This is a genomic window from Roseivirga sp. BDSF3-8 (assembly GCF_041449215.1).
Classification (GTDB): domain Bacteria; phylum Bacteroidota; class Bacteroidia; order Cytophagales; family Cyclobacteriaceae; genus JBGNFV01.
Map to the genome: position 1 here is coordinate 4170792 of NZ_JBGNFV010000001.1, position 25233 is coordinate 4196024.

A 25233-nucleotide genomic window follows, 5' to 3' on the forward strand; every position below is an offset into this window, starting at 1 on the left:
TCACCCATCAAAATCAGATACAAATTATAGAAGGTGATTCTAAGCAGGTAAGGGAATGATGAGACGATACCCGGAAAGGGCTGTACCCATGCCTTATGCCTATGCTAATATAGCAGCGGATTAAATTAAATCCGTCATAAGCCCATGATTATGAGTGACAGGTACCTGCCAGGAGGTAGCAGTAAAAACAGGCTTATGATGAAATGACTATGAGTAAGCAAAAAAAAGACCGGTAGGAGGTAAGCCCCCTGCCGGTCAGTATCTGGTTGTCTATTTCTCTTTAACGTCTCTGCCGGTTACCGGCCGGTAGATAAGAGAATAGCATTTAGTCCTTTACGATTTTTCCTGAAAAGGAGCCGTCCGGTCCGTTTAGCAGGTAATGATACAGGCCGGGTCTCAGCATTTTCCCTCTGGCATCATTTCCGTTCCACCTTACCGTATGTATCCCCCCTTTCCTGTTGTCATCCACGAGCGTAGCAATCTCTCTTCCCTGTACATCCAGGATATTGAGCGTGTAGTGCCCTTCCTTTTCTATCCTGAAAGTAAGTTGGGCGCCCTTGTCTTTGATAGGGTTAGGGCTCACCATAAACTCACCGGGGGCCAGCACGGGCTGTTCAGTGCCTAGCCTGTATCCATAGGGGTTACAATCGCCGATCACCTGGTAGGTGCTGTTGGATGAGTAGGGGTATACCTTGTACACCACCAGTTCATCATCACTATAGCGGGTGGGTGAATTAATGGAAAGGGTAAGCTCAACTGCTATGCCGTTAGGCCCGGGTGAGCTAAATCCGTTGTAATAATATGAGAAAGCTGACACATCCTGAGTGGCTATGTTATAATAGGAAGTGGGCGCTTTACGTCTATATGTGTAGGCTACTTTTACACTGGTTAGTGTCATGCCTGACTGGGTATTAAATGAGTAGTTGAATGTACTTTTGTCCAGATCATGGGTGGTAGATTCTTCTGTTTCGCATTCTCCCCAGTAGCTGTGGTAGAATTCTTCATATATGGTGTGCTCATCCACTACAGGAATGTTATTGAGGTTAAACACGCCCCATTTGATGGTTCTCAGTGGTCTGTAGGCATCTGCCATCTGAGTGCCTGGACTTAGTGCAAAATCAATATCGAAGCTGGGCGTGACGCTATTGATGGTACCCTGTAGTTCTATAGCCCCTTCAAACTTCATAGGCTCCCGTACTTTCTGTTCATTCTTGCCGCCGATAAACGATGTTACGAGCCCCATCAGTCCTCCGATATAAGGGGCGATGGTACCTACTGCACCTGTGATCAGATCTGTGGCGGGACCTTTCCACCAGGGTGTGCCGGATGTCTTGTCAATCTTATCCTGGAGGGCTTTCTTCGCCTTATTCACAGACTTATAATACTTATGCCCTTTATTAACGGCATCTACGATATCGCCCCCTGTGATCCTGCTGGCTGTAGGAGTGGCTTCATTGACTACTTCATTTAATGTGAAAGAAGTAGAAGCAAGGTTTATCTGCGACTCATCCACCTGGTAAAATTTCATACGGAGGCGTGCATCGGGGTGTAGCCCCGGATCAAAACCGAACATGGTAAAGTCGGCATAAGCCCAGCCGCGATATACCGGTACGGTGCCCATTGCGGATTCTATAACAGAGGCATTATAATTATTTTTAAACGCCTTGGTTTCATCATTAAAGGTAAATAAGGCGCCGGATTTGGAAGGGTCCCAGAAAGACAATTCCATACGAAAATAGTTCGCGCTGATGTTGGGTGCATTATAACACATTACCCGGAAGATACCACGGTACTTATTATATAGCACAAAGAAGGGTATAGCGGGTGCACTGGTAGGGGTGCCGAAGTCACGGTAAGCCAGTACCCAGCCGTCTTCGGGGTACATGTCTTTCTCATAGGTGTTCAGGGTATGACCCTGTGTATAAAAAGGGAGTTGTACATTAGTCAGCGCAGTGGGCGTTTGTCCGCTGGTGGAGTAGTACATGGTATGGCCTGATCCGTTTACTGTCCAGTTCCAGTTAGGGTTCAGGTTGGGGTCTCCCGGTGACATGTACCTGGATACATGCGCATCTGCCTTTTTTTGGGCATGTACAGTGAAAACTGCGCAGATCAGCCCAATTAATAATAGTAAAGTCTTTCTCATAGGTATTAAAAAATTGAATTAATGTCTTTTAATATAGTGAGCAGGATTTTTGGCTATTGGTGCTTAATGTAAGGTTAATGTATGTTTTCTGGTAAAAAGCTTAAAAATTACCTCGCTTAAGCAGGTGAAGTTTAATGGGTATAGATTTTCGTACAGGAGAAATGAGGCTTTGCTATTTCTTAGTATAGCTGTATTGTATTATGCTTTATGTAATGTAATTTATATTGTTATATATTATATGTGAACGCCTTAGCTTTGGGGTAATATATGGCCGGGGCTGATGGCTATACCCTAAAGGGGGTCCATCGTTTTTGGTGTAACTAGTTACAAAGCCTGCACCCCTACGGGGGGGGGGCGCCATGCAACGGGCGCCGTGCAACGGGCGCCGTGCAACGGGCGCCGTACTTGTTCAGAAGGCGTTGAACTAAAACGGCGGTGCTCTTTGTCCTGCCCTCTGCCAGACGCCGGGGCCCCATTGCATGGCGCCCGTCATGCGACGGGGAGTAGTGCTATTCAGGGATTGACAACCCTTAACCACTCACCATTATCCATTACATCATATCCCTTCCACGGAGGCGACGGCGGTGTAGAGGCCGAAGTTGACCACGCAGGCGGTGGCCATTACGCCTATGGCAACTGTTTTTGTAGTGGGCTCGGGGTCGTTGACGGCTATGGCATAGCACAGGTTTTTGACGTCATCTACCAGGTTGGTGGTCTCCTCCAGTATGGCGGCCGTCTTGTCATTACTTTCTTCTGCAGATGACAGCTCTACAAAGTGCCATATGGAGCAGGTCATAGAGAGCATGGAGATGACACTGCCTACCACAGCTCCCACGGCGCGGCGGTCATCTACCTGAAGCTTTGTGAGCTTTAATTTGGTAACAGTAGTCTGTCCCAGGCCGCTAAAGACGCCTTTTACCATGGCCTTGCACACGATCAGGGAACGGTGCACCCATTTGATGGCCTCATTTTTTATGTCGCAGCGGGGCACAAGCACCGCGGCAATGCCGCTGCCGGAGACGAGCAGCCCGCTCAGTACCATATTTACTTTGGAATAAGGATTATCCGGTTCGGGCTCCATGGCCTCAAAACTGCTGACGGCGGCCAGAATGAAGGAGCAGAAGCCGGAGATCATGTACCCTGTAACGTAGATGGAGTATGCCATGGAGACGGGCATGGTGATGATGCCGTCATCATATTCCGAGCTACTGTCGGCCATGCCTACGATGGTGCGTGCGGAGGTATTGACAGAGGTAAAGCCTGCTGAGGACAGGGAGGCCATATGGCCGCCTGACCAGAGGGCATCCAGTGAGGAAGAGGTGTGGGTGGAGGTGATGTCCTGTATGCCGCTGCCGGGTATGGAGTTGGCAAATGCCTTACGTATGGTGTTATAGTCCGGGGCATTGATAAGAAACCTGGTGTACTTATCATTGGGGAAGGGTGCCTTTTTGTACCTGCCCTTATAGGCGAGGGTGGCGGGCACTGCGGCTATGTAGCAGAAGACATCCATGATCGAGAAGTCTTTGATGCCAATAAGCTCGAGTATGTCGCTCACCACAGGTATATGGATCTTGGTATCCATGATCCTGAGCAGCAGGTCGGCCACATTTTCCAGTATATCCAGGAAGGCATCTATGAGTATCTGGGCGCTCTTGATGAGGTCGCCTGCTACTATGCCTACTATTCTTTTTACCAGGTCCAGGATAGGCATACCGGGCACCTCGGGGGCAAGCTTGTATAGCTGCAGGAGGGTGTCTTCAAATACCTTGCCTTCATTTTCCAGGGCAGTGATCAGGGCCTTGAATATGCCCTCTACGGGGTTTGAGTCTGTCTTTTCGAGCTCCTTAGTATGGCGGCCATTATTATTATAGTGGTGCATGAGCATATTGCCGGGGGCACTGTCATGGCCCTGGGGACTGGAGTGGGCAGCGGGACTTGCCTTGTCTTCATTGCCGATGCGGAAGTCATCGGTGATGCCTGCCCAGCCGTCCAGTTTGTCCAGCATGCCATTTACCTTACTGTCAAATTCCTTGCGGTAGGTACCTATATGGGCTATCTCGTGCTTAAGAAAGCACATGATCATGTTTTTGTACACCTTCTTGGTACGCTTTATGTCGTCCCAGTCAAAGAAGAAGCTAAGAAACTCCAACAGCTTATCCACGCCTATGGCATGGTACACCCACTTTAGGGCTGAATATATGGCATCGACTGTATCCAGCACGGCGTGATAGACCCAGTCTCCTATGGCGACCACCGCCTTCCACACCGAGGTGGCAGGATCATGCTGCACGGCCAGGGTATGCCCCACGCCGGTGTCCAGGAAGCCAAACAGGTCGCCTGCTCTTACTATTGCGACGGCTTTTCCGGTTTTTTCGTCGTTTTTGGTTTCGGTCTTTTGGGTAGTGGTACCGGTTACCTGTTTGTGGGCTTTGGCGAGGGCCTGATTGGCCTCTGCCAGTTGGTCCAGCTTACTGTGGTCTGTGACCAGGGCTTCTTTGCTACCGTCAGGCTTTTCTACCTGTGCGCCCTTAAGCTTGTCCTTTGAGTCCAGCGACACGGCTTTTTGGAAGGGCTTCTCAGAGGGGGTAATGGTAAGTTGCTTGCCTCCCTTTTCGGATACTATGATCTCTGCGCCGTTGATATCGTGCACCATCTCTATGAGTGTCACGCTGCCCTGCACATCTGTTTGTACGGGTATGGGGGTTTTGTCCAGCACATAGTACAGGTGGTTGATGTAAAAGGGGGTGCGTGTGGTGGTGCTCAGGTAGAGCTCCTGGCCGGCCAGCATCTGTCCCTGCTCATCGGCAAGCTGTATGCGGGTGGTGTATGAGTTGAACTTCCTGGTTTTCGCCTGCTCAGTGTCCAGTTGCACGTGTGATTTCTTCCAGATGGTGGTCTCCGGGGACTGCACCATCTTAAAGAGCTCATCTCCGGCGGCAGCGAAGAAAACGTTGCCGTTATCGGCCTTATTTACATAGGGTGACACCTGGTCCACACCGCTGATGAGGGGCAGGGGGGTACTCCAAGCGCTGCTGTCGTACACCTGGCTTATGGCGCATGTGGTGTAAAATACCTGGTTGGCGCGGTTTATTCCCCATACGATAAAGGTATCGGTGGTGGCATAGGCAAAGAGCTTGGTCACCCCTACAAAGAAGTCGCTCCTCATCACCAGGCTGCCGCTGGCCCCGTTCTCCTGCTTATCCGCGGCGTAGTAGTAGAGGGCCTTGTCTCCGGCTACGAAAAGGGCGGTATTTTTGCCCACAAAGGCGGTGTCTATCGCTGTGGCACCTTTCGGTACCTTAAAGGTGGATATGGTGGGAGGTGCACTTCTGGAAAAGGGGTTGTACAGGGGTGCGTAGATCAGCTCTGTTTTGCCGTTTATCTTACCCAGGTTATAGGTGCCGTCCACGCGCTCGTAATGCATGCGGCCCAGCACGCTATTGATGCCGGGCTCCAGGTCGCCCCCCACTACCATATTGTTCCAGCCCCTGCCTGTGCTCCTGGTCGGGTCTATGTGGTACCGGTTTATAAAGCCGGAAGGTTTCTTAAAGGTAGAGCGGGAGATATCGGCCACTATATATTCTTCCCGGCTTCTTTCAGAAATGTACAGGGAGGTAATGTCGAGTGTGATGCCTTTGTGGTCGGGGTCATCGTAGCTCATTTCCTTCCATTCCACATTACCGGGTACGATGGCTCCGGTGGTATTGTCATTGCCGAGGGAGAGGTACAGGTGGTCGCTGCCGTTAAGGGTGAGTGCCAGGGCGAGGTCTATTTTTCCTGTGGCGATGTTTTCGGCCACGGCGAAGGTCTTTGCCTGCACCTTGATCTTTTTCTTTTCAAAATGGTCGAACAGCCCGCTGGCCAGGTCGTAGCGCTCCCATCCGGTGGCATGGCCGGGCAGTTGTGCAAATACGTAAAACCGCCCTTCTGTGCTGATGGAGAAGAGGAGGGCGTGGCCGTCTGCTGTTTGCAGGGCGTTGAACTTCTGCTGGGGGGACACTACCTCGGCACTGAGGTAGTTGTCCATAAGTTCGGTAGAGTAGGTAAGTGTATGAGCCATGGGATAAGGTAATGGGGTGAGAGGATTTTAAGAGGAAACAGGCTTTAGACTTCGGGCTGTTTGTAGAGGATATTGCACACGAGGTCCTGGTTGTCAGAGAACTGGGCATTGGTATAGGAGAAGGTCTTTCCACCTGGAAATACCCAGCTGCCTGCCCCGTTCAGCATACGGGCGATCTTCTTGCTGTCATCCTGTATGACGCCTTTCATCCAGCTCTTTACCTGGTCTTTGGTAGAGTTGATGGCATTTTCTATGATGCCTGCAGACATGAACTTAGACCAGCCGTTTATCTTCACTGATGAGGATTTGTCCTCTGTCTCGCTCATGTGCCGCTTTACGGAGAGCTTACCGTCTGTATCCACGCCTACGGTGTAGATGGTGGTGGCCAGGAATTTGGCCCAGTGGCCTTCGCTCACGCCGCCTTCCACATTTACGTGCATCTTCATGTCTACCAGGGTGAGTACTTTAATCTGGGTACCCTGCAGGTATACATCTGAGGTGGCCTGGTAGGTGAGCCCGAAGTTGCCCCAGTTCTCAAAGACCCCGCAGTACTGGGAGTCGCTGGAGGTATTGCTGTTTTTGTAGGAGTAGGTAAGCACATGGTCTTTGCCGCCACTCACCACCATGTACTCATGCTTAGCTGTGTCCTGCTCAAAGCTGGCACTCATAGATCCTTTCACGCAGTTTACATGATAGTGGGGCTTTACCTTGTAGGATATGGCTGAGAGGGTGGGGGAGAGCAGGTCATGCAGGTAGCTGATGAAGGTGCTGCGGTTTATGGCCATGACGCCCGCATACTGTGCGGTGTTTTGCTTATCCACCCAGTTCCACGGAAACTGTACCGGCGCGGGCATGGCCTTGTTTTCGGACATGATCAGGTAGTTGAGCGTGTAGGCCTCGTAGTCGGCGGTGGCTTTGTTTTTCTGGTCTTTATAGGAACAGATCTCAAAGTTCATGTTGGTAGGCACAAGGGAGGACTTGTCCTTGTGGCTGTCGGCAACCACGGTATAGCCCAGCATCACGCCGCCTTCTTTCTGCATTTCGGCGAGGTAGGCATTGAGAAACACGGTGGTGAGCTGTACGTAGGCCTGGGAGGTAGTCTCCAGATTGGTGATTTTGACTGAGTCGGCCAGCCCGGCGGTGTTCAGGTCCAGGTATAGCTGGCGGATGCTGAACATGTCTTTGCCCATGCTCTGTATTTTCTGCTGGGTGCTTACGGGCAGGTTATGAAAGTGGCTGTTGATGTCGTCCTTATCCAGGTTCAGGTCTACCGTAAAGCTGAATACCCACGGCTTATCGCCCTCGTCCTGGTCGAGGTTCAGCCAGGTAGACTGGTTGTAGAGGCCGGCCTGCAGGGCAATGATCTTAAAGGTGCCGCATACCATGTTGTAGGTGACATAGGACCCTTCTTTATTGAAGCTGATAACGGGGGGGATGTCGGACAAGGGAAAGTCGGGCAGGCCTACTTCTACCTGAAAGGCAAACATAAACTTCTGCTCCATAAGCTTCTGTATACGCTCATCGGTAGTGGCGGTGCCGTTGGGGATGTCGAAAGGGTCGAAGCCGACGGTCTCCTGCAGCTTATCAAAGCCTATAGGGGCTACATTGGAAGCTCCCTGGGAGGGGGTGGGGTTGTACACATAGGCCTGGGAATAGGGCTTGCCGTGGTGCCTGCTGAGCCACTCTTCCATGGTGGCATTCACAGAGGCCTGGGTGGCAGCCACCACCATATCGAAGCTGTACTTGGGATTAGACAGGTTGGAATTTGATGCACTCATAATAAGCAGGTTGAATTTTTCTTTTAATAAACAGGTGATCAATGAATAGGGAAAAGGTCCTGGCGGTTGGCCATCACTGTGAGGAAAACCTGACCGGGAACAGGGTGACGCACGCCTTTACTTTTCCTGTGGGAAAACAGGCTATTTTACAGTCAAAAAACAAGCAGAGGCCTGCAAATGGTGGGTGGCAATTGGGTGACAGGGGTTGATGAGTGAATAATAGAGTAACAGAATAATTGAGTAACAGAATAATAGAGTGTAGGTAATCGGTAGAGGGGTGGTTAATGGGGGGAATGCGATAATGATTGAGTAATAGAATAATAGAATGGTGGAAAATGTGACCTGTAGAGGCGCGATTCATCGCATCTTGTGGCGGATGGCGAGAAGTTAATTTTGAATGGGTGAATGAGGGGAATGATAGAATGATTGAGTAACAGAATAATGGAAAAGGTGGGGAGTGGGAATCTGTAGTGGCGCGATTTATGGCGCCTTGTAGCGGTGGGCTGGTGTAATGAGGCAGGGCGGCGTGACGAAGGCCACGGGCATAAACAAAAAAAGCCACCCCGGGGGGCGGCTTTTTTCTCATGTTCAGGTTATGCGGAGGCTTAGGCGGCGTTTTCAAGAGCGCCTAACAGACCCAGGCGGTCCTGGCGAAGCTGAACCCGGTTAGCGAGCTCGTCTATCTCCAGTTCTTCAATGGCTATATCAGCCTTGGTAAGCACCCTTTTGGTCGTCTTCTTCGTCTGTATCTCCTGCTCCAGTTCGGTGATCCTCACTTGCTGCTTGTCTATCATAGACTGGCTGGCACCGCTTTGCACCAGGAATTCCGCCAGCAGTTTAGCATCCTCCAGGTCCACCTTTAGCTTATTCAGCTCCTGCAGGTCCAGCTCCTGTCGCGTCACCCGGTTATTTAGCCGGTCTATAAGCACATAGCGGTCATTGGTGAGTTCTGTGATCTCCGTATTCCACTTGTTTTGCAGATAGGAGGTGTCTTCCGGTCCTAATTCTTGAAAATTGGTCATAATAATATAATATATTTAGTTAGGTATCAGGCCGTGCATATTTAACGTCCCCACAGCCACTACAGGACAAAGTCTTATGTATGTGGTATGAGGCACTAAGCCACCTGACTTATAAGGCCGCAGGTATAGGAGGGCGCATAGGCCCTTATCGCACTGACGCTTTTTTGCACCAATACATCTACAGGTTCGCCGGTTAGCTCCGAGAGTTTAGCCAGTAAGTCCTGGCGTGGTATAATCTGCCCGCGTTCTATACGGCTGATCGTTGATTGGTTGCAGCCCATAAGAGCCGCCATCTCACGCTGGTTTTTTGGTATTAGCTTCCTTCCATACCGGAAAGTTACTGCGTAGGGGGTTTTCTTTCTTGTCATTTGGTAACCTCTTTTTCTATTGGTTTTCGAGGTAAAGACAGCAGAAAAACCCAAGGGTTGACTAATTATATTAAAAAAATACCCGAAAAAAATCGGGTTTTTTTGTTAAAAGTTGAATTAAAATAACTTATAGTCATTTTATGCACGAAAGTTTTTTTGAGTTTCCGGGAAAAAAGATGGGAAAGGCATGCAGACCGTAAACGCACGTGACGGGTAGCCAGTCTTCTGCCAGATACCGGGTTTACCTATATTGTGTCGTGCCTTCTGTGCTTAACCTTGTACGCAATCTTTGTTCTACAGAGATTTTGCCCCCTCCGGGGCTTTTTTTGCTGCACTCTGCTGGCCCTCACTATCGCGAGGATTTCATTTCTTCTGAAAGGGGCATGATGAATAATTGCTTCACTCTCTTCCGATAAGGACCACTGCATGGCGCCCATTGCATGGCGCCCAAGGTATTTTTCTACGTCTAAACCGGGGATAGCCGGTGACCGGATACCGCATTAAGCTAGGTTTTCCACGAAAGCATTAATAAATCCTGGCTATCCTAACATCAAATAAAAATCCTGAGCCAAATCAGCCTGCCAGTAGCCGGCCAGACGCGTATCAATGCGTCTCTACAGTCTTGCCTTGTGCAAACAGCCGGACACGTACCTAAACTGTTGCTGGTTCGAGATTAGCGATAGCGTATCTCGGACCCACAAATACGTTCAGTTTGTAACTGAACAGCCCCACCGAGGGGCTAACTAGCAGTAAGATATGGCCTGCAGACATACTGTTATTATCTACTCCGGATTAGCCCCCATACCCTTTACCATTGGCGTGCCATCCGTAAAAGTAAACGTTTCATTAGCGTACGCCTCCCAAAACTCATCAGATAGCTCGGCTACAAGCTCTGCGCGCGTTCGTAGGCCGGGGAGAAAGACATGGTTATCTTTTTTCATCCCTGTTATAAGTATGCTCCAGCCTGTCATTATGCCTTCGTAATAAACAGGGTCGTTTATTTTTATATGATTAAGTTGAGTTAGATGGGGGTTGTCTATTTCGGTTGCGGGCACAAAAACTAATACCATTATGTTAGTCTTTGATAAAATTCTAGATAAATTAATTGTATTAGGTGTACGCGAAAAAGTATAGAACTCTGGCGATCCATAGTTTCGGTTAATGTTATAATCAGGATGAATTGATGAAGCATTCAACTCATATAAAAAGGTGCTGTCAATATGCCTTTCACTTAATTTAACTACTCCCTCCTTATGGTCTGCTCTTACATAATCAAACAAGCTTAGAGAAACATACCCATAGAGTTTACTAATTATATCAAATTCTGAGTAAGGCTTATCAAGTTCGCATGCGATAAACATTGAGTAATAGAAGTCATATTTAAAAGCCTCTACCGGTAAATCAGGTAGTTCGTTGTTGCTAGAGTAAAGTGATAAGCTGTTATAGTCCCTTATTACTATTCTTTGTGATTTTAAGGCCTTATAGAGTATTATACTTCCAGTAATAAAATCATACGGCTTGTTTGCGTGATTTTTTATGTGTAAATCATCGCGTGCTACAATTTCTTTTACAGTTAAATTCTCACCTAATTCATTTGTCAAAGCGGGCCAATAATAATCACCAAAACCTGAAGTGGCTAAATGAGAGACCATGTTCATCCTATCAAATAAAAGTTTCTCTGCTACAATTTTCCATAGATTGTGCTCCTCATCAACTGTAAACTCGTTATTCCTTATGTGATCTAATGAAATATCGATAATGATTTTAATTACCTCATTACTTATTTCTTTAAAAATATCATGAAACTCATCTGGTAATTTTGTTATGGTTGCCCTATCTACACTAATAGGAGGCTTATTTTCACCAATGAAATTGATCACTCCCATAGAAGTAAGGAATTCGTAGTAATCAGTATGACCAACATACTCCCCTGTATCGATATCAACCCCGTCTACACAGAGTTTATAGTTTCTATAAAATAATTTTTGGAAGTTTAAAACTTCCCGTGCATCGGTGCCTGGTAGGGGTAACCCAATGCACATATGAAAATCTACTGATCCGTGATTAATCTTTCTGGTATAAGCTGTGTAACCGATATTTGGATTATTAGTAAGTGTTAGATTGTTAATTCCCTGAACCCTTTCTAAAAAGACAGATATATCAATATTATTTTCTTGTATAAATGCCAGTTCATCTTTAGTTGGGAGGCCTGGGTTGCTATTTATCTTGATTTGATTGCCATTTTTGGTTTTTGTTTGAACAATAAGGTTGGGAGAAATGATTTTGATGAAACTCTGAACGATGTGGTGAATATTATTCTCAATACCAGAGAATATTCCAACCTCTTCATCACTAAATACATGATAACCGGGTGGGAATAGGTTTATCAGAACAGGGTGTTCTAGCTGTTCGTCATGGATGTCTATACTATTAGTATCAATTCTTATTTTAATGATCGTTCCTGAGCTCTTCAATAGCTCTTTGTCTTCCTCCCTGGCTTTGCGGTAATAAAAATTTTCATGAGGCCCATCTATCACACAGGAGATATGCTCTCCTGTACGGGTTTTAGTCGTTATCTCTATTCTGTCGCCTATCATAAAACAGGACAAAATGCCGATGCCAAACTGAGAAGTAGGTGTGAAGGCCCCGTCCCAGTTGGCTTGCTTTTTATAAAAGTCCGGAGACTTATAGTAGGAGTTACCGATTCGTAATAAATAGTTTTCGATAATATCTTTGGTCATGCCAATACCATTATCCAGACAATACAGGTAGGTGCCGTCATCAGTATGTTCCAGACCGAATTCAATAGTGCCTTTGGCTTCCAGCTCCAACGTTTTAGCCTCTGCAATCATGCAGCGGCAGGCATCCAGAGAGTTCTGGTATAGCTCACGCAGGCAGGCAAACTTATCTTTATACAGGCCCACTCCCATCAGCAGCTCTATAATCCTTTTCTGGTTTAGCGTAAAGCTCAGCCCCCGCTTCGGCAGAAACTCATTTTCATCATGGTTTATATTACTCCGGTCTACCTTCTCCTCCAGGTTAGGTATGGAGGCTTTATACTTGTTACTCCACTGCCTTTCCAGCTTGTAGTAGTTTTGTATCTCAAGCTCTACCCAGTCCAGGTACTGGTGCAGGTTAAAATACAGCTTGGGCTCTTCACAATAGGCCCGGAACGTAACCGTACCGTTTTCGATAGAGTAATTGACCCCATTGTCTTTAATGGCCCACTGCAGTTGGCTGTAACCGGATTTAAACTTACGGGAGGCGCGCAGCTCTACCGGTGCGCGGTCAAAGCTAAAATGGATGATATCGCCCAACCTGAGCAGCATGCCCATAAGCTGCAGGTTCGTCTGTTCGGTACCATAGTACTGCACAGCCTGCTTCAGGTCCTGCACATACGCTATATCTTCACCGTGTGACCGGCACACAACGGCCAGGTGTTTGGCGAGTTGCTTCCCCCATGTTTCCTGGGGGAAGGCCTCAGCAAATTTATCTTCCAGGTTATGGACGTAGGCTTCTATACGCAGGTGGTGCGTGGCCCTGATATAATCGGTTCTGATGTAGTTATTCAGGCTATCAAAAGCTTTTTCATTCTCTACCCTGCGTAGTTCTTCGGCAAAGCCATTCCGGAACTCCTGGTATTCGATGAGCATCCCGGAGAGGTATTCAATAAGATCCTTTTCCGTAGCCGGAGAAAACATCCATTTTTTTACGTCCCCATCAAAGGCACCATAAATTTTCTCCTTATTATCCTTGATAAACTTTACGGCCTGTGATCGTTTAAAGGCCTCCTTCAGGTCGTTAGCAATAGAATTCTCATGTACCCTATAGTCTTCCGTCCCTTCGGTCAATTTCATTGTTTCGATCTCCCAGTCAGAGGGGGCCATGGCACAGTCATGAAAGAAGGCGGACATATGCAGGTGAAAAAGCTCGTAGGCAGATAGCTTCTTTATATTATTATCGGTAAGCAAGTCCGCTATATTGGCTATTACCTTTTCGCTGTGTCGCTCATCGTGAATATCAAATTCCGGAAGTACGTTTGTAATTCTCTTCAGGTGGTTTCGCGCCCTTTGCTCCAGGTCATCCACCAACCCACTTAGTATTTTAGGTATGTTAATTTCTTCATTTTCGTGATCGTCAATTCTTCCCGCAAGTTCTTCTTTTATTCGAGCGTATTCTCCCATTCCTATTGTTATCAGTATATATCCTTTTCAATATATCATTTTTTGGAAAAATTTCTCATCGACTCACTACCACGGCCCACCTGGCATCCGTCAGCAAGACGCGAATAATCGCGTCTCTACGAGCTCATAATTCCCCCCTTAGCCATTACCCCCGCCAGTCAGACACTTTTACATTTCCTTATTTTTTGTACTTTTACTACATCGGGCATTTGGCTACCAGGGTATTTTACACCTGCCTTTCACCCTATCCATCTCTCTCCTCCTTCGCTTCTACGACGGTTCTGCTTCGCTACTCCTTCGCTATGAGTATAGCTTGAGTCCATCCTCGCTGGGGGGCAGGCCTACTCAGCATATACCACACAAAGGTATTGCATTTTTCTTATCGTGGCACAGCCCCTTCATCTCACCCTACAGCGCATAGCCGTCAAGCTAAGCACACAAATTACTTTAATTTAACTGGTTCCAGATTAGCCAAGTGTATCTCCTCCTGAGTGGATTGGACCTATAATTTAAGTTTAGTTTGCAACTGAACAGTCTTGCAGGCCGCGCTCCCCCAAGGAGCTAACAACTGAGCAGCTAATACAGGCTATTGGATGACTTGGAGCATAAGTCGGCCTACGTGGTGGGCCGTGCCCACTCTAAAAAGCTCTCATCTGCTGACATTAAATCTATTCCAGTCCCATCGGGACGTAGTCTTTGTAGTCTAATCAAGCCAAAGCACCCCTAAGTGCCGTAGGCACGCAGCATCCTCTCCCGGGAAGGCAATTAGCATCATAGGAATTTGCATTAGTGCCAGGCGGTGGCAACCTCTCCGTCCGCGGGGGAAGAGTGGTAGTTTATTGGTCAGCCTGCATTGCGGATCATTATATCAGGTCCATTCTGTCTACCCGCGGCCACCTCTCCTGGCAGGAGAGGAATTTTTTTGGGTGTTTTTAAAACAATTTCGCCAGTCGCAACCTCCCCATTAACCATTAACCATTAACCATTAACCATTAACCATTAACCATTAACCATTAACCATTAACCATTAACCATTAACCATTAACCATTAACCATTAACACCTCTACTCGCGCTTTTAGCTGTTTTATGTCAGCCTCCATTAGCAATATTTTGTAGCCTGTAGGTATTCGTATCGCTTTTTTGCGGAGTAGTGCCAGGTGGCTGGCGGCATCCTGTCCTGTTTTGAGGGCTGTGGCCAGCAGGGCGGGTGGGGCCTGCGTACGTTGCAGGTGCGCGGTCACTTCTTGAGCTTCCCTGAGTGTTTGCAGTGCGTTTTCCTCTGCCAGGTCGTGCATGTAGCGTTGAGCCTGTAGCTTTTGCAGGGCTTTTTCTTTCAGGTACAGGGTCGTTTTCAGCTTGTTACATAGCTCACTTTGGCGAAAACGCGCCACCTGCAGGTCGGTAGGTTTGTACCTGATAGCCGGGCGATTGGCCCTGCCCGTTCTGTTTGATTCCTGCTGTCGGGTATGGCTTGCTGCCCTTTCCTTAAGTACCTGCACGGAGAGGCCCGTCAGGCGCGCCAGGCCCATCATGGTACCCCGGTGCGGACAGTGCCTGCCGCTTTCTATCTTACTTATTGTGCTTTGGTGTACCCGCAGGCGCTCAGCCATCTCCCTCTGGTTCAGGCCCATACTCTGGCGTGCGTATTTGAATAAGCTGGGGTAGTGTACTGCGTTCATGTTCTTTGGGTAAAGGTTCGGTTAAAGAATATATAAGCAATGTCGCATGAGCACCCTGATTTTTCAAATTATATGCGTAGAAGTTATTATCAGTATATGCCTGGGCTGTTGCTTAGGGGTACTACGCCCTTTTGTCTGGGGTCGTTTTTCTCAGCCGAATGTTAGAGGCCTGTCACAATGATGATATGGCTGTACTTGTTTTCGTGGAATTAATAAACAGCTTAAATCTGTTAAGTATAACTTGACTGAAATGACAACTACGGCCAATTCCGTACGAGGTTAATCTTGTGGTAGTTGGGGCCGGAATTTAAACTTGATTTTTTAATACCCACTTCTAGAATTTAACTCTAACATGGCATTATATAGGCATTGAATACCACCAATTGCATTAATGAAATCATTTATGGCTTGATTAGAAATGTGATTATCTTGAAGGTATTTTATAAAACCATTTGCGAATTCTTCAGCAGTAAAGTTTTTCTTCCCTCCAAATGCTTCAAGCGCGGAAATGAATACAAAAGAGTTAAAAGTTAGGTATGCTTTAACAAGGCAAAAGGTGGTTTTAAAAAATAAATTACTTTCTATAATACCCCACCACGTAGTTGGTTCTTGACGTTCTAATATCTCAGATCTCTTTAGATCAATAAGCTGTTGTATATCGCTTATTTTAGGAGATGGGTTAGTGGTTGTGAGGTAGGTGTTTTCTAAGATTGATAGATTTTTGAGGCTTTCTGTATTATTTATTTGCTTGATTAATTGACTTGCTATTGAATATACTGCCTGAGTTTTTTTATCTTTTAATTTTTGATAACCTTGTTTAGCTAAATCATATCTGGCTACTTCAAAGTATTGGCTGTTATACTCTCTATAGTATGAGTTTATTTCGTGCACTTCATAAGGGAGTTGTTCTATTCTAGTTAGTTCATCAGGAATACTGTTTCTTAATATCCTATTAATTTTTTCATCAATTATTGATTCGGTGTTGCTTATAAGCGATTGATCTAATACGAAAGCTATCGCGTGAAAATCCTTTTTAAAGGAAGTCACATACCCCAAAGACTCATACGTATCCGGCAGGTCTTTCAGCGCTTCCGCCTGCCTGAGTATTTGGGCACTGGCTATTCGTTTTTCATTGTTTTCGATGGCGTTTCTGACTTGGTTAATCTCTTGGGGCGGCAGAACCGTATACCGGCCATTTAGCTCGCGTTTCCAGTCCTGTAGTTCTTCGTAGGTGGTTTTAGGATTATCTTTCTGTAAATCCTGTAATAGAGTGCGGTAGTTTTTCCTTAGGTTTACCAATACATCTGTCGGGACGAGGACAAGCGTATTGCGGGTAGCTTCTTTCAATTCATATTGACGGTTTAGCGACTTGTTATAGCTTGCCAGCCATTTGTCCGTGTCTGATCTTTCAAACTGCTTTCGTTGTCCAAACTTGGGTTTCGGGAAGATGATAGCATTTACCAGGGCGCCGGCAAGTAATCCACCGAGTGCGTGTATGCCAGCACTCTCCCATTCTACATATGTTTCTTCATCGATAGTGATGTCATTTAAATAGCCGTAATAGGCTGCCCCTCCTGTAGCAATTAAAGGTAAAACCCACTGGCCACCTGGTTTTTGGTATTCCCAGGTAGGCGTAACTGTCCGTAATTCGTTGTATTTGTTATCCGTCTCTCGGCTTACTGTAGCCTTATATGGTTTGCACGAACTCGCAAAAAGGACTATTATCAATATCCATAGTGAGTACTTCATATTGTAAGTATTTGATTATGAGAATTTATTGTACTCATAATGTACAAAAAGAAAAGGACAGGGGCAATAGACAGGGGCTATCTGCTATACGAAAGAGATCCCGGCTCCTCCTGCGTCGGTCCGGGAGTAGGTGCCATTCAGGGATTGATAAAAATGGATATGGCTGCACCATGCATTACCATTGACAATTGTACACCCTGCCAACAGCTAACGGGTCCGCCAGTAGTCGGATTTTCAACCCAGAACCGGATCGCATTTCACTTGTCCGGGAATTCTGCCACCCGCCACCGTAGAGACGCGATTAATCGTGTCTCTACAGTCAGAATATTCTGCCAGTCGCCAGCCGGACACATATCAATGCCCCATCGGGATCCCCCTACAGGCCCTACTAATTCACCATTAACCATTACAATTAGCCCCCCCCAATTAACAATTGACAATTCACCATTAACAATTAAAATCATTATTATTGACGTTGGAAAATACGCCTTTACATGGATCACGCTGTACATAATAAACTTGTTTCTTTTATCTGGTCTATTGCAGATGACTGCCTGCGAGACGTTTACGTGCGCGGTAAGTACCGTGATGTGATACTGCCCATGGTGGTGCTGCGCAGGCTGGATGCCCTGCTGGAGCCTACCAAGCAGGAGGTGCTGGAGGAAGTCGCCTTTCACCGGGAGAATGACATGATGGACGTCATCACCACCGAAACCATGAAAGACCATACGGGCTACGTATTTTACAATACCAGCGAGTGGACCCTGAAGCGGCTGCAGACTACGGCTACCAACAACCAGCAGTTGCTCGAGGCCAACTTTACCACCTACCTCAACGGCTTTAGCGATAACGTAAAGGAGATCATAGACAAGTTTCACCTGCGCGCCCAAGTGCGGCACATGGCCAATAAAGACGTGCTGCTGGACGTGGTGGAGAAGTTTAACAGCCCCTACATAAACCTGACGCCGGATGAGAAGGAAGACCCCGACGGCCGCAGGCTGCCTGGCCTCAGCAACCTGGGCATGGGCTACGTGTTTGAGGAGCTCATCCGCAAGTTTAACGAAGAGAACAACGAGGAGGCCGGGGAGCACTTTACCCCCCGTGAGGTCATAGACCTGATGACCCACCTGGTATTTGAGCCCGTTATGGACAACCTGCCCTCCGTGATGACCATATACGACCCCGCCTGCGGCAGCGGCGGCATGCTTACCGAGTCGCAAAACTTTATAAAAGACCCCGAAGGGCAGATCCGCGCCACCGGCTCCGTGTACCTCTACGGCAAGGAGATCAACGACGAGACCTACGCCATATGTAAGTCCGATATGATGATCAAGGGCAACAACCCCGAAAACATCCGCAACGGCTCTACCCTGAGCGTAGACGAATTTGCCGGTAAAAACTTCGACTTTATGCTGAGCAACCCGCCCTACGGCAAAAGCTGGAGCAGCGAGCAGAAGTACATCAAAGACGGCAAAGACGTGATAGACCAGCGCTTTCAGGTGAACCTGAAAAACTACTGGCAGGAAGAAAACACGGAAGACGCCACCCCCCGCAGCAGCGACGGCCAGCTCCTGTTCCTTATGGAGATGGTGAGCAAGATGAAGCCCCACCACATAAGCCCCTACGGCTCGCGCATAGCCAGCGTACACAACGGCAGCAGCCTCTTTACCGGCGATGCCGGGGGAGGGGAGAGCAACATCCGCCGCTACATTATAGAAAGTGACTGGCTCGAGGCCATCATCCAGATGCCCAATAACCTCTTTTACAATACCGGCATCACCACCTACATATGGCTGCTGAGCAATAACAAAACCGCCGCGCGCAAGGGCAAAGTGCAGCTTATAGACGCCAGCCAGCTCTACCGCAAGCTGCGCAAAAACCTCGGCAACAAAAACTGCGAGTTTGCCCCCGAGCACATCCGCGAGATCATGGACGTGTACCGCAGCATGGACACCGTGGAGCGCCAGGGCGAAGAAGGCATAGCCAGCCAGGTGTTTGACAATGCCGACTTTGGCTACTACAAAGTGACCATAGAGCGGCCCAAACGCCTGAAGGCGCAGTTTACCGACGAGCGCATAGAGGCCCTGCACTTCGATAAGCGCCTGCGCGAACCCATGCAGTACGCCTGGGACACCTGGGGCGAAAAGGTATATACCGACCTGGACAGCCTGGAGCAGCCCCTGCTCGCCTGGTGCGAAGAGCAGGAACTGAACCTGAACAACAAGCAGCGCAAGCAACTGATGCTGCCCAAAACCTGGCAGGAGCCCCGCCAACTGGTAGAGGATGCCCGCCTCATGCAGCAAAAGCTCGGCACCGGCCTCTTTACCGATGCCAACAAGCTGGCCGACCTGATGGACGAGGTGACCAAACTCGGTGCCCGCGAAAAGAAAATGATACTGGATGCCGTAAGCTGGTACGACCCCGAAGCCGAAAAGGTGGTAAAGAAGCGGCATAAGCTCAAAGGCGAAAAGCTGGACAAGCTGCTGGCCCAACTGGACTGCACCCCCGAGCAACTGCCCCACTACGGCTATTACCCCACCGGCAAGGCGGGCGAGTACACAGAGTACGAAACCGAAAGCGACCTGCGCGACACCGAAAACGTACCCCTGAAAGACGAGATATACCCCTACTTCCTGCGCGAAGTGCTGCCCCACGTGCCCGAAGCCTGGATAAAAGGCGACGCCCACAAAATCGGCTACGAAATCAGCTTCAACAAGTACTTCTACCGCCACCAGCCCCTCCGCAGCCTCCAGGAAGTAACGGCAGACATCCTCCAACTCGAACAGGAGAGCGAAGGCCTCATCAAAGATATCCTATCGCTGGACTAATGGCTGAGATGATGGATATAGCACAGATATCAAAAATTCCTTCCCAAAAAAATCCTTCCCTGGGGAGGGTGTCAGCCGGTGCAGGAGTACCATATAATAGAATGATTAATCTAAGTAGCAAAGTACCCTCACCACCGCAGTACCTTCGGCTGACGGAAGGGGTCCTGCACCCTGGTTGCTTAAAGCACCCCCCCTCATCAGCCAGCGTACCCGCAACTGTCGGGTATAGCAGCACTCTGCCAGACGATGGGGGCCCCGGCTCAGGGCCGGGGACAATCGGTGACCGGAACAAGGGTGTTCTGTACCCTGCTGGCTTAGAGTACCCCCGGGCAAATGCCAACTTAAAGAGCCATTCCCGGCTTTATGCCGGGATCCCCGTCTACTTGCACATGGCCAGCTTAAAGCACCCCCCCTCATCAGCCAGCGTACCCGTAACTGTCGGGTATAGCAGCAGTGTACGTTACGGAGGGGGCGGGTATAGCAGCACTCTGCCAGACGATGGGGGCCCATTGCATGGCGCCCACGGCATATTGCCGGGGACAGTACGTGACCGGAAGATTACCAAAAGCACTACAATTCCCCGCCTTTTCAAGGAGGGGACAGACGTAAAAACATTCCAGCGTGTTTTACGTCAGGGGTGGTTGCCTGGTACCCGGCACTGCAGCCACACAAACATAAACCCCGGGGGATGCACTACCCAAAAAAGCACATACAAAAAATGGATATAGGCACCACCACCCCAAAACAGCCTCCCCGCTACCCCGCCTACCAGGACTCCGGCGTAGAATGGCTCGGAGACATCCCGGAGCATTGGGGGGTGAAGAGGATGAAGTTTATAGTTGATAATATATCAGAAAAGGTTTTAAGTAAAGACTGTGATCTTCATTATATAGGAATGGAGAATGTCGAATCTTGGACGGGCAAATTGGTGGAGACGGAATCGGAAGTGGAAGGGCTAGCAAATTTGTTTCAAGAAGGAGATGTGCTTTTTGGGAAGCTCAGGCCATATTTGGCTAAGGTATTACTAACTGAAAATAATGGTATATGCTCTACTGAGTTTCTAGTTTATAGAGCCTTATCTGATGTAGATAATAGTTTTTTAAACTATTTAATGAGGAATCATTCCTTTATATCAATAGTAAATTCTTCAACATATGGATCAAAAATGCCAAGAGCCAATTCTGAGTTTATTGGTAATTTAAGAGTTCAACTCCCCCCCCTCGAAGAGCAAAAGCGTATTGCCGACTTTCTGGATCGGAAGGTCGCGCAGCTAGACCAGGCCATTGCGCAGAAGGAGCAGCTCATTGCCCTGCTGAAGGAGCGCAGGCAGGTGCTCATCCACCGCGCCGTTACCCGCGGCCTCAACCCCGATGCCCCCCTGCAGCACAGCGGCATCGACTGGATAGGAGAGATTCCGGCGCATTGGGAGGTGAAGAAGTTGAAGTATTTAGCAAATATGAAAGGCGGATTCGCATTTAACTCGGCTTCATTTAAAGAGTCTGGTGTACAAATAATAAAAATCGCCAATACCTACATGAATGAGCTAGCCTTAGATAGGCAGCCTACCTTTGTAGATGATTCATTTTTGAAAACACATTCGGATTGGATAGTAAGAAAGGGCGATATATTAATGTCTCTAACAGGGACTTTGGGTAAAAAAGATTACGGTTTTGCTATTTTAATTGAAAATGAAGAAGTCTTTCTATTAAACCAGAGGGTAGGGAAGCTAAACCCTAAAAATGACTTATCTCCAGAATATCTTCTTTCAGTATTGCATAGTGAAATGTATTTAAATCAATTGTATCAATTACCCTCCGGTACTAAACAAGCAAACTTAAGTAATGAAGATGTTTTAAATATCTATGTTGCTATTTCTCCCGATAAGTCAGAAAGATTGAAGATCGTTAAGTTTCTTGATGATAGTAAAGCAAAAACGGACAAAGCCATCTCCCAACACGAAACCCAAATCCAAAAACTAAAAGAGTATAAAGCCACACTCATCAATGCCGCGGTTACCGGCAAAATCAGGGTGTAGCGTCCAAAAAATGAATAATAACCGGCTATATGTGTACAGACCATAAGGAAGTAACAACCGACATCATTAAGGTAAAAGACCTGCTGGATAAAGAGGCCATCTGCATACCCCACTACCAAAGGCCCTACAAGTGGACGGTGCACCACGTGACCCAACTCATAGACGACATCCTGCAGCACAGCACCAAAAAAGTAAGCGCCTACCGCATTGGTAGAAACAAGTAACATTCTAACAATACAATAATGCAAGAGGTAATAGAAAATAGTAGAGTAGCTAAAGCCAGGGAACAGGCAAGAGAACAGGATGCCAAGCAAAATGCAGATAAGATAATTCAAGGTTTAGAGGCATTAGATGAGAGCCATGCAAACCGTGCTATATGGGAACTGATACAGAATGCCTGTGATGTAAGCACTGAATGTGAAGTTATTATAGACTTTAGTAATCAACTGTTTAAATTCTCACATAATGGAAAGCCATTTACCCCAAAGCAACTTAATTCCTTAATAAAACAGGTTAGCTCAAAATCAACGGTTGATGAAAATGAAGTGGGGCAGTTTGGAACCGGATTCATAACTACCCATTGCTTTGGGCGGAAAGTTATCATTGATACTGTTTTGGAAGATGAAGGCTTTTTTAAAGTTAAAGAATTTGAAATAGATAGAAATGCGGCAGATTCGAATGAGTTAAAAGTTAAGCTTAAGGAGCAGGAAGAAAATGTATATAAAATTCTTAGGGATGAGCCGCTGCAACAAGAGCCAAGTCAGCAAACCTCCTTTACCTATATAGCTGAATCTGATTACGAAAAGGAAAATATAGCAAAAGCCCAAAGTTCATTAGAAGAAGTAATACCTTATGTGTTAGTATTTAACAATAAACTCAAAAAGGTAAGAATTATTTATGATACCGGTGCCCAACGTCAATACATTAAAAATCTTCCAGAAGATATTGAGGGGGTATGGCATACCAAAATCCAGATGGATTCTGATACTAATACAAGTGTTTTTACTTTAAAGTCTGAAGATGAACAGACTGTTGTAGCTCTTCCTTTATCCTCGTTACAGGAAGCTACCCCACCTTCAGATAATTTGAGCCGGTTATTTATTCATTTTCCCTTAATCGGTACTCAAAATTGGGGATCTAACTTTATAATCCATTCAAAAAGGTTTGCCCCGGCAGAAAGGCGTGATGGTATCTACGTGCGATCTAACAATCCTTCCAGGAAAGAAAAAGAGGAGAGTAATACAAAGGTAATTGAAGAAGCTACTCAGTTAATCTTTCAATACCTTGATAGGTACAGTCCGGAAATATGCAACCCAATTTACTTTGCTCCGGTCCATTTTGAAATTGGAGACGATGAGAGTCCTGCGGATAAGTATTACCAAACCTTGAAGGCTCAATGGGTTTCTAAAATGGTTTCGCTTCCACTTGTTGAGACTAACTGTGACTCTGGCAGAATATGTCCTAATCAGGCTGTCTTTTTGTCTTCGGAACTTATTACTGAAGATGACGAAACTTTTGATGCTCTTTACAAACTGGCTTGTGAATTTTATAAAGATAGGCTACCTGTCAAATCTGTTTGTAAAGAATGGACGTCCACCGTATGTAATTGGGATGATAAGGTTGATTTTATTTCTTTTGAAGGTTTATGTGATCGTATAGCTAGCATAGGAAACCTTGATGCATTTGATAAGGCAGGTCTTCAGGCATTTTATAGTTATATTAAAGAGCAAAAAAGGATAGAGTTATTTTCAAGCTATAAATTACTTCCCAATACAAAAGGTAATTTTCATAATAAAGAGCAATTAAAAAACGCAACCAGACTACCCGGGGAGTTATTAGATATTTCGTATGGCCTTATAGAGGAAGAATCAAGATCATTTATTCACCCGGATTTTGTATTAGGTTTTGACTTTGAGTCCTTCGACAAAAAATCATACTATGAAAAGCTGAAATTATTAAACAGTAAGTATAATGATGTTGGTGAAATATTTCCTGAAAATATCAGGAATAGCTACATACGCTTTTGTAGTATCTATGCAAATGATCAGGTAGAAGGCACTCGGCGTAGACTTATGCCATTGATTTGCGACTTTTATGATATAGAACACCGTGAGCAATTTATGCCAAACCCTGACGATGATAAAATAGAGTTTGATGAAGTGCCCTTAAGAGGATTAATAAAAAATGTTTTGCTTGATATAAGTAAGCGACCTGATGAGGATTCTGAATTTTTAAATAATTACAAGGATCAACTGTTATTTATATTAATCACAGTTTTTGAACAGAAGGCGCTTCGTGATTCTGTGGCAAACCTTAAGGTTTATCCAAACCAATTAGGGGATTTCTGTATACTTGATGAGTTAGAGGTTGAATGCCCAACTTTTAAAGGATATGCTGATTCTGAAGATATTAAGGATCTTTATGAAGAGGTAGTTGGCACAAATATTAGAAGTAAACTTTTGCATGATGACTTTGTAACACTTCTAAATAGTGAAGATAGAATCTACAAGGGTAGTACTATAGGAGGTGAGATTGAAGCAGAGCTTAGTGATGAAAAAATAGAAGCTGATAGTTCTAAAAAGAAATACAAAAAGAATATCATTTCGTTGCTTTCCGGTAATAAAGAGCTGGAAAATATTTTCCCTGTAATTAATAGTAAAAAGGCTGAATTTATGCTTTCTGAGATTACTGAAGGAGGGATAAAAGATGATGTATTTTCTTTCTTAAATTTAAGACATGATCAGATAAAGGGTTTAGGTAAATTAATTGCGAAAGGTGGTATTGATACCCTTATTAATAAAGCTGAAACTGAAATCCTTATTAAGGAAAGACAGGACTATACTCTAAGAATGAGTCAAAAAATTGGGTTGCATATCGAGAAATTAATAAAAGAAAGTTTAGAAGTTGATTTACAGGTCGATTATGTTTGTCCAGAGAGACTCGCAGATGTGGAAGTAGATGGCGTACAGAATGGTCAGGATATTATTATTAAGATAGATGCTAAGAATTTTTATTTTATAGAAGTGAAAACACGATGGAGTACAAACGACTCTGTACGCATGAGTAAAAATCAGCTAAGACAAGCATACGATGAAAAAGACAGATATGCACTTTGTGCTATAAATTTGGGTGGAAATGATAAAACCATTGAAGAAAAGCTAAAGATAGAAAGCCTTAACGAAATTATGGGTAAAATTAGGGTTCTCACTAATATTGGAGAACGAGTAAGCTCCATTCTTGAAAAAGCATATGAAATTAAAGATAGCAACAAGGAGTTTTCGGTAGAAATTTCTAGGGGAACTGTGCCCCAGAAATTAATTGATGAAGGTTATTCATTGCCTGATTTTATTGATAAACTTAAAGAAGGCTTAGAAAAAAGCTAAATA

12 protein-coding genes are annotated in these 25233 nt (G+C 46.2%); 4 read left to right on the forward strand and 8 right to left on the reverse strand.

The annotated features are described in order from the left end of the window. Window positions 1–325: 325 nt before the first annotated feature. The 8 genes from AB9P05_RS17235 to AB9P05_RS17270 form a co-directional block, all read right to left on the reverse strand. Window positions 326–2143 (reverse strand): FlgD immunoglobulin-like domain containing protein, encoded by a 1818-nt coding sequence (locus AB9P05_RS17235; RefSeq protein ID WP_371910077.1) that lies wholly within the window; start codon window positions 2141–2143, stop codon window positions 326–328. 556 nt (window positions 2144–2699) lie between these two features. Further along, window positions 2700–6203: a hypothetical protein gene (locus AB9P05_RS17240; RefSeq protein WP_371910078.1), complete on the reverse strand. Its 3504-nt coding sequence runs from the start codon at window positions 6201–6203 to the stop codon at window positions 2700–2702. 44 nt (window positions 6204–6247) lie between these two features. After that, entirely contained in the window at window positions 6248–7981 is a 1734-nt protein-coding gene (locus AB9P05_RS17245; protein ID WP_371910079.1) for a hypothetical protein, read from the reverse strand. Window positions 7982–8586: 605 nt separating this feature from the next. Continuing rightward, entirely contained in the window at window positions 8587–9003 is a 417-nt protein-coding gene (locus tag AB9P05_RS17250) for a hypothetical protein (RefSeq protein ID WP_371910080.1), read from the reverse strand. A 95-nt stretch (window positions 9004–9098) separates the two neighbouring features. Continuing rightward, window positions 9099–9371: a helix-turn-helix domain-containing protein gene (locus AB9P05_RS17255; protein WP_371910081.1), complete on the reverse strand. Its 273-nt coding sequence runs from the start codon at window positions 9369–9371 to the stop codon at window positions 9099–9101. 782 nt (window positions 9372–10153) lie between these two features. Further along, window positions 10154–13555 carry an ATP-binding protein gene (locus AB9P05_RS17260; protein ID WP_371910082.1) on the reverse strand — a complete coding sequence of 1134 codons (3402 nt, stop codon included), beginning with the start codon at window positions 13553–13555 and terminating at the stop codon, window positions 10154–10156. 1041 nt (window positions 13556–14596) lie between these two features. After that, entirely contained in the window at window positions 14597–15235 is a 639-nt protein-coding gene (locus tag AB9P05_RS17265) for a helix-turn-helix transcriptional regulator (protein ID WP_371910083.1), read from the reverse strand. Between the two features lie 321 nt (window positions 15236–15556). Beyond that, entirely contained in the window at window positions 15557–16984 is a 1428-nt protein-coding gene (locus AB9P05_RS17270; protein WP_371910084.1) for a hypothetical protein, read from the reverse strand. A 494-nt stretch (window positions 16985–17478) separates the two neighbouring features. Here AB9P05_RS17270 and AB9P05_RS17275 point away from each other — a divergent pair, with 494 nt between their 5' ends. The 4 genes from AB9P05_RS17275 to AB9P05_RS17290 all read left to right on the forward strand — a co-directional run bounded on the left by AB9P05_RS17275 (window position 17479) and on the right by AB9P05_RS17290 (window position 25230). Further along, window positions 17479–19812, forward strand: a complete 2334-nt coding sequence (locus tag AB9P05_RS17275; protein WP_371910085.1) for an N-6 DNA methylase — start codon at window positions 17479–17481, stop codon at window positions 19810–19812. A gap of 718 nt (window positions 19813–20530) precedes the next feature. Further along, window positions 20531–21847, forward strand: coding sequence for a restriction endonuclease subunit S (locus tag AB9P05_RS17280; RefSeq protein ID WP_371910086.1), 1317 nt, complete (start codon window positions 20531–20533; stop codon window positions 21845–21847). 29 nt (window positions 21848–21876) lie between these two features. Then, window positions 21877–22071 carry a DUF262 domain-containing protein gene (locus AB9P05_RS17285; RefSeq protein WP_371910087.1) on the forward strand — a complete coding sequence of 65 codons (195 nt, stop codon included), beginning with the start codon at window positions 21877–21879 and terminating at the stop codon, window positions 22069–22071. A gap of 18 nt (window positions 22072–22089) precedes the next feature. Then, window positions 22090–25230, forward strand: a complete 3141-nt coding sequence (locus AB9P05_RS17290; protein ID WP_371910088.1) for a sacsin N-terminal ATP-binding-like domain-containing protein — start codon at window positions 22090–22092, stop codon at window positions 25228–25230. Window positions 25231–25233 lie beyond the last annotated feature (3 nt).

Bases quoted from the DNA above. Each gene is read 5' to 3' on its own strand.
- AB9P05_RS17235 (WP_371910077.1), bottom strand. From the start codon at position 2,143: ATGAGAAAGACTTTACTATTATTAATTGGGCTGATCTGCGCAGTTTTC.
- AB9P05_RS17240 (WP_371910078.1), bottom strand. From the start codon at position 6,203: ATGGCTCATACACTTACCTACTCTACCGAACTTATGGACAACTACCTC.
- AB9P05_RS17245 (WP_371910079.1), bottom strand. From the start codon at position 7,981: ATGAGTGCATCAAATTCCAACCTGTCTAATCCCAAGTACAGCTTCGAT.
- AB9P05_RS17250 (WP_371910080.1), bottom strand. From the start codon at position 9,003: ATGACCAATTTTCAAGAATTAGGACCGGAAGACACCTCCTATCTGCAA.
- AB9P05_RS17255 (WP_371910081.1), bottom strand. From the start codon at position 9,371: ATGACAAGAAAGAAAACCCCCTACGCAGTAACTTTCCGGTATGGAAGG.
- AB9P05_RS17260 (WP_371910082.1), bottom strand. From the start codon at position 13,555: ATGGGAGAATACGCTCGAATAAAAGAAGAACTTGCGGGAAGAATTGAC.
- AB9P05_RS17265 (WP_371910083.1), bottom strand. From the start codon at position 15,235: ATGAACGCAGTACACTACCCCAGCTTATTCAAATACGCACGCCAGAGT.
- AB9P05_RS17270 (WP_371910084.1), bottom strand. From the start codon at position 16,984: ATGAAGTACTCACTATGGATATTGATAATAGTCCTTTTTGCGAGTTCG.
- AB9P05_RS17275 (WP_371910085.1), top strand. From the start codon at position 17,479: ATGGATCACGCTGTACATAATAAACTTGTTTCTTTTATCTGGTCTATT.
- AB9P05_RS17280 (WP_371910086.1), top strand. From the start codon at position 20,531: ATGGATATAGGCACCACCACCCCAAAACAGCCTCCCCGCTACCCCGCC.
- AB9P05_RS17285 (WP_371910087.1), top strand. From the start codon at position 21,877: ATGTGTACAGACCATAAGGAAGTAACAACCGACATCATTAAGGTAAAA.
- AB9P05_RS17290 (WP_371910088.1), top strand. From the start codon at position 22,090: ATGCAAGAGGTAATAGAAAATAGTAGAGTAGCTAAAGCCAGGGAACAG.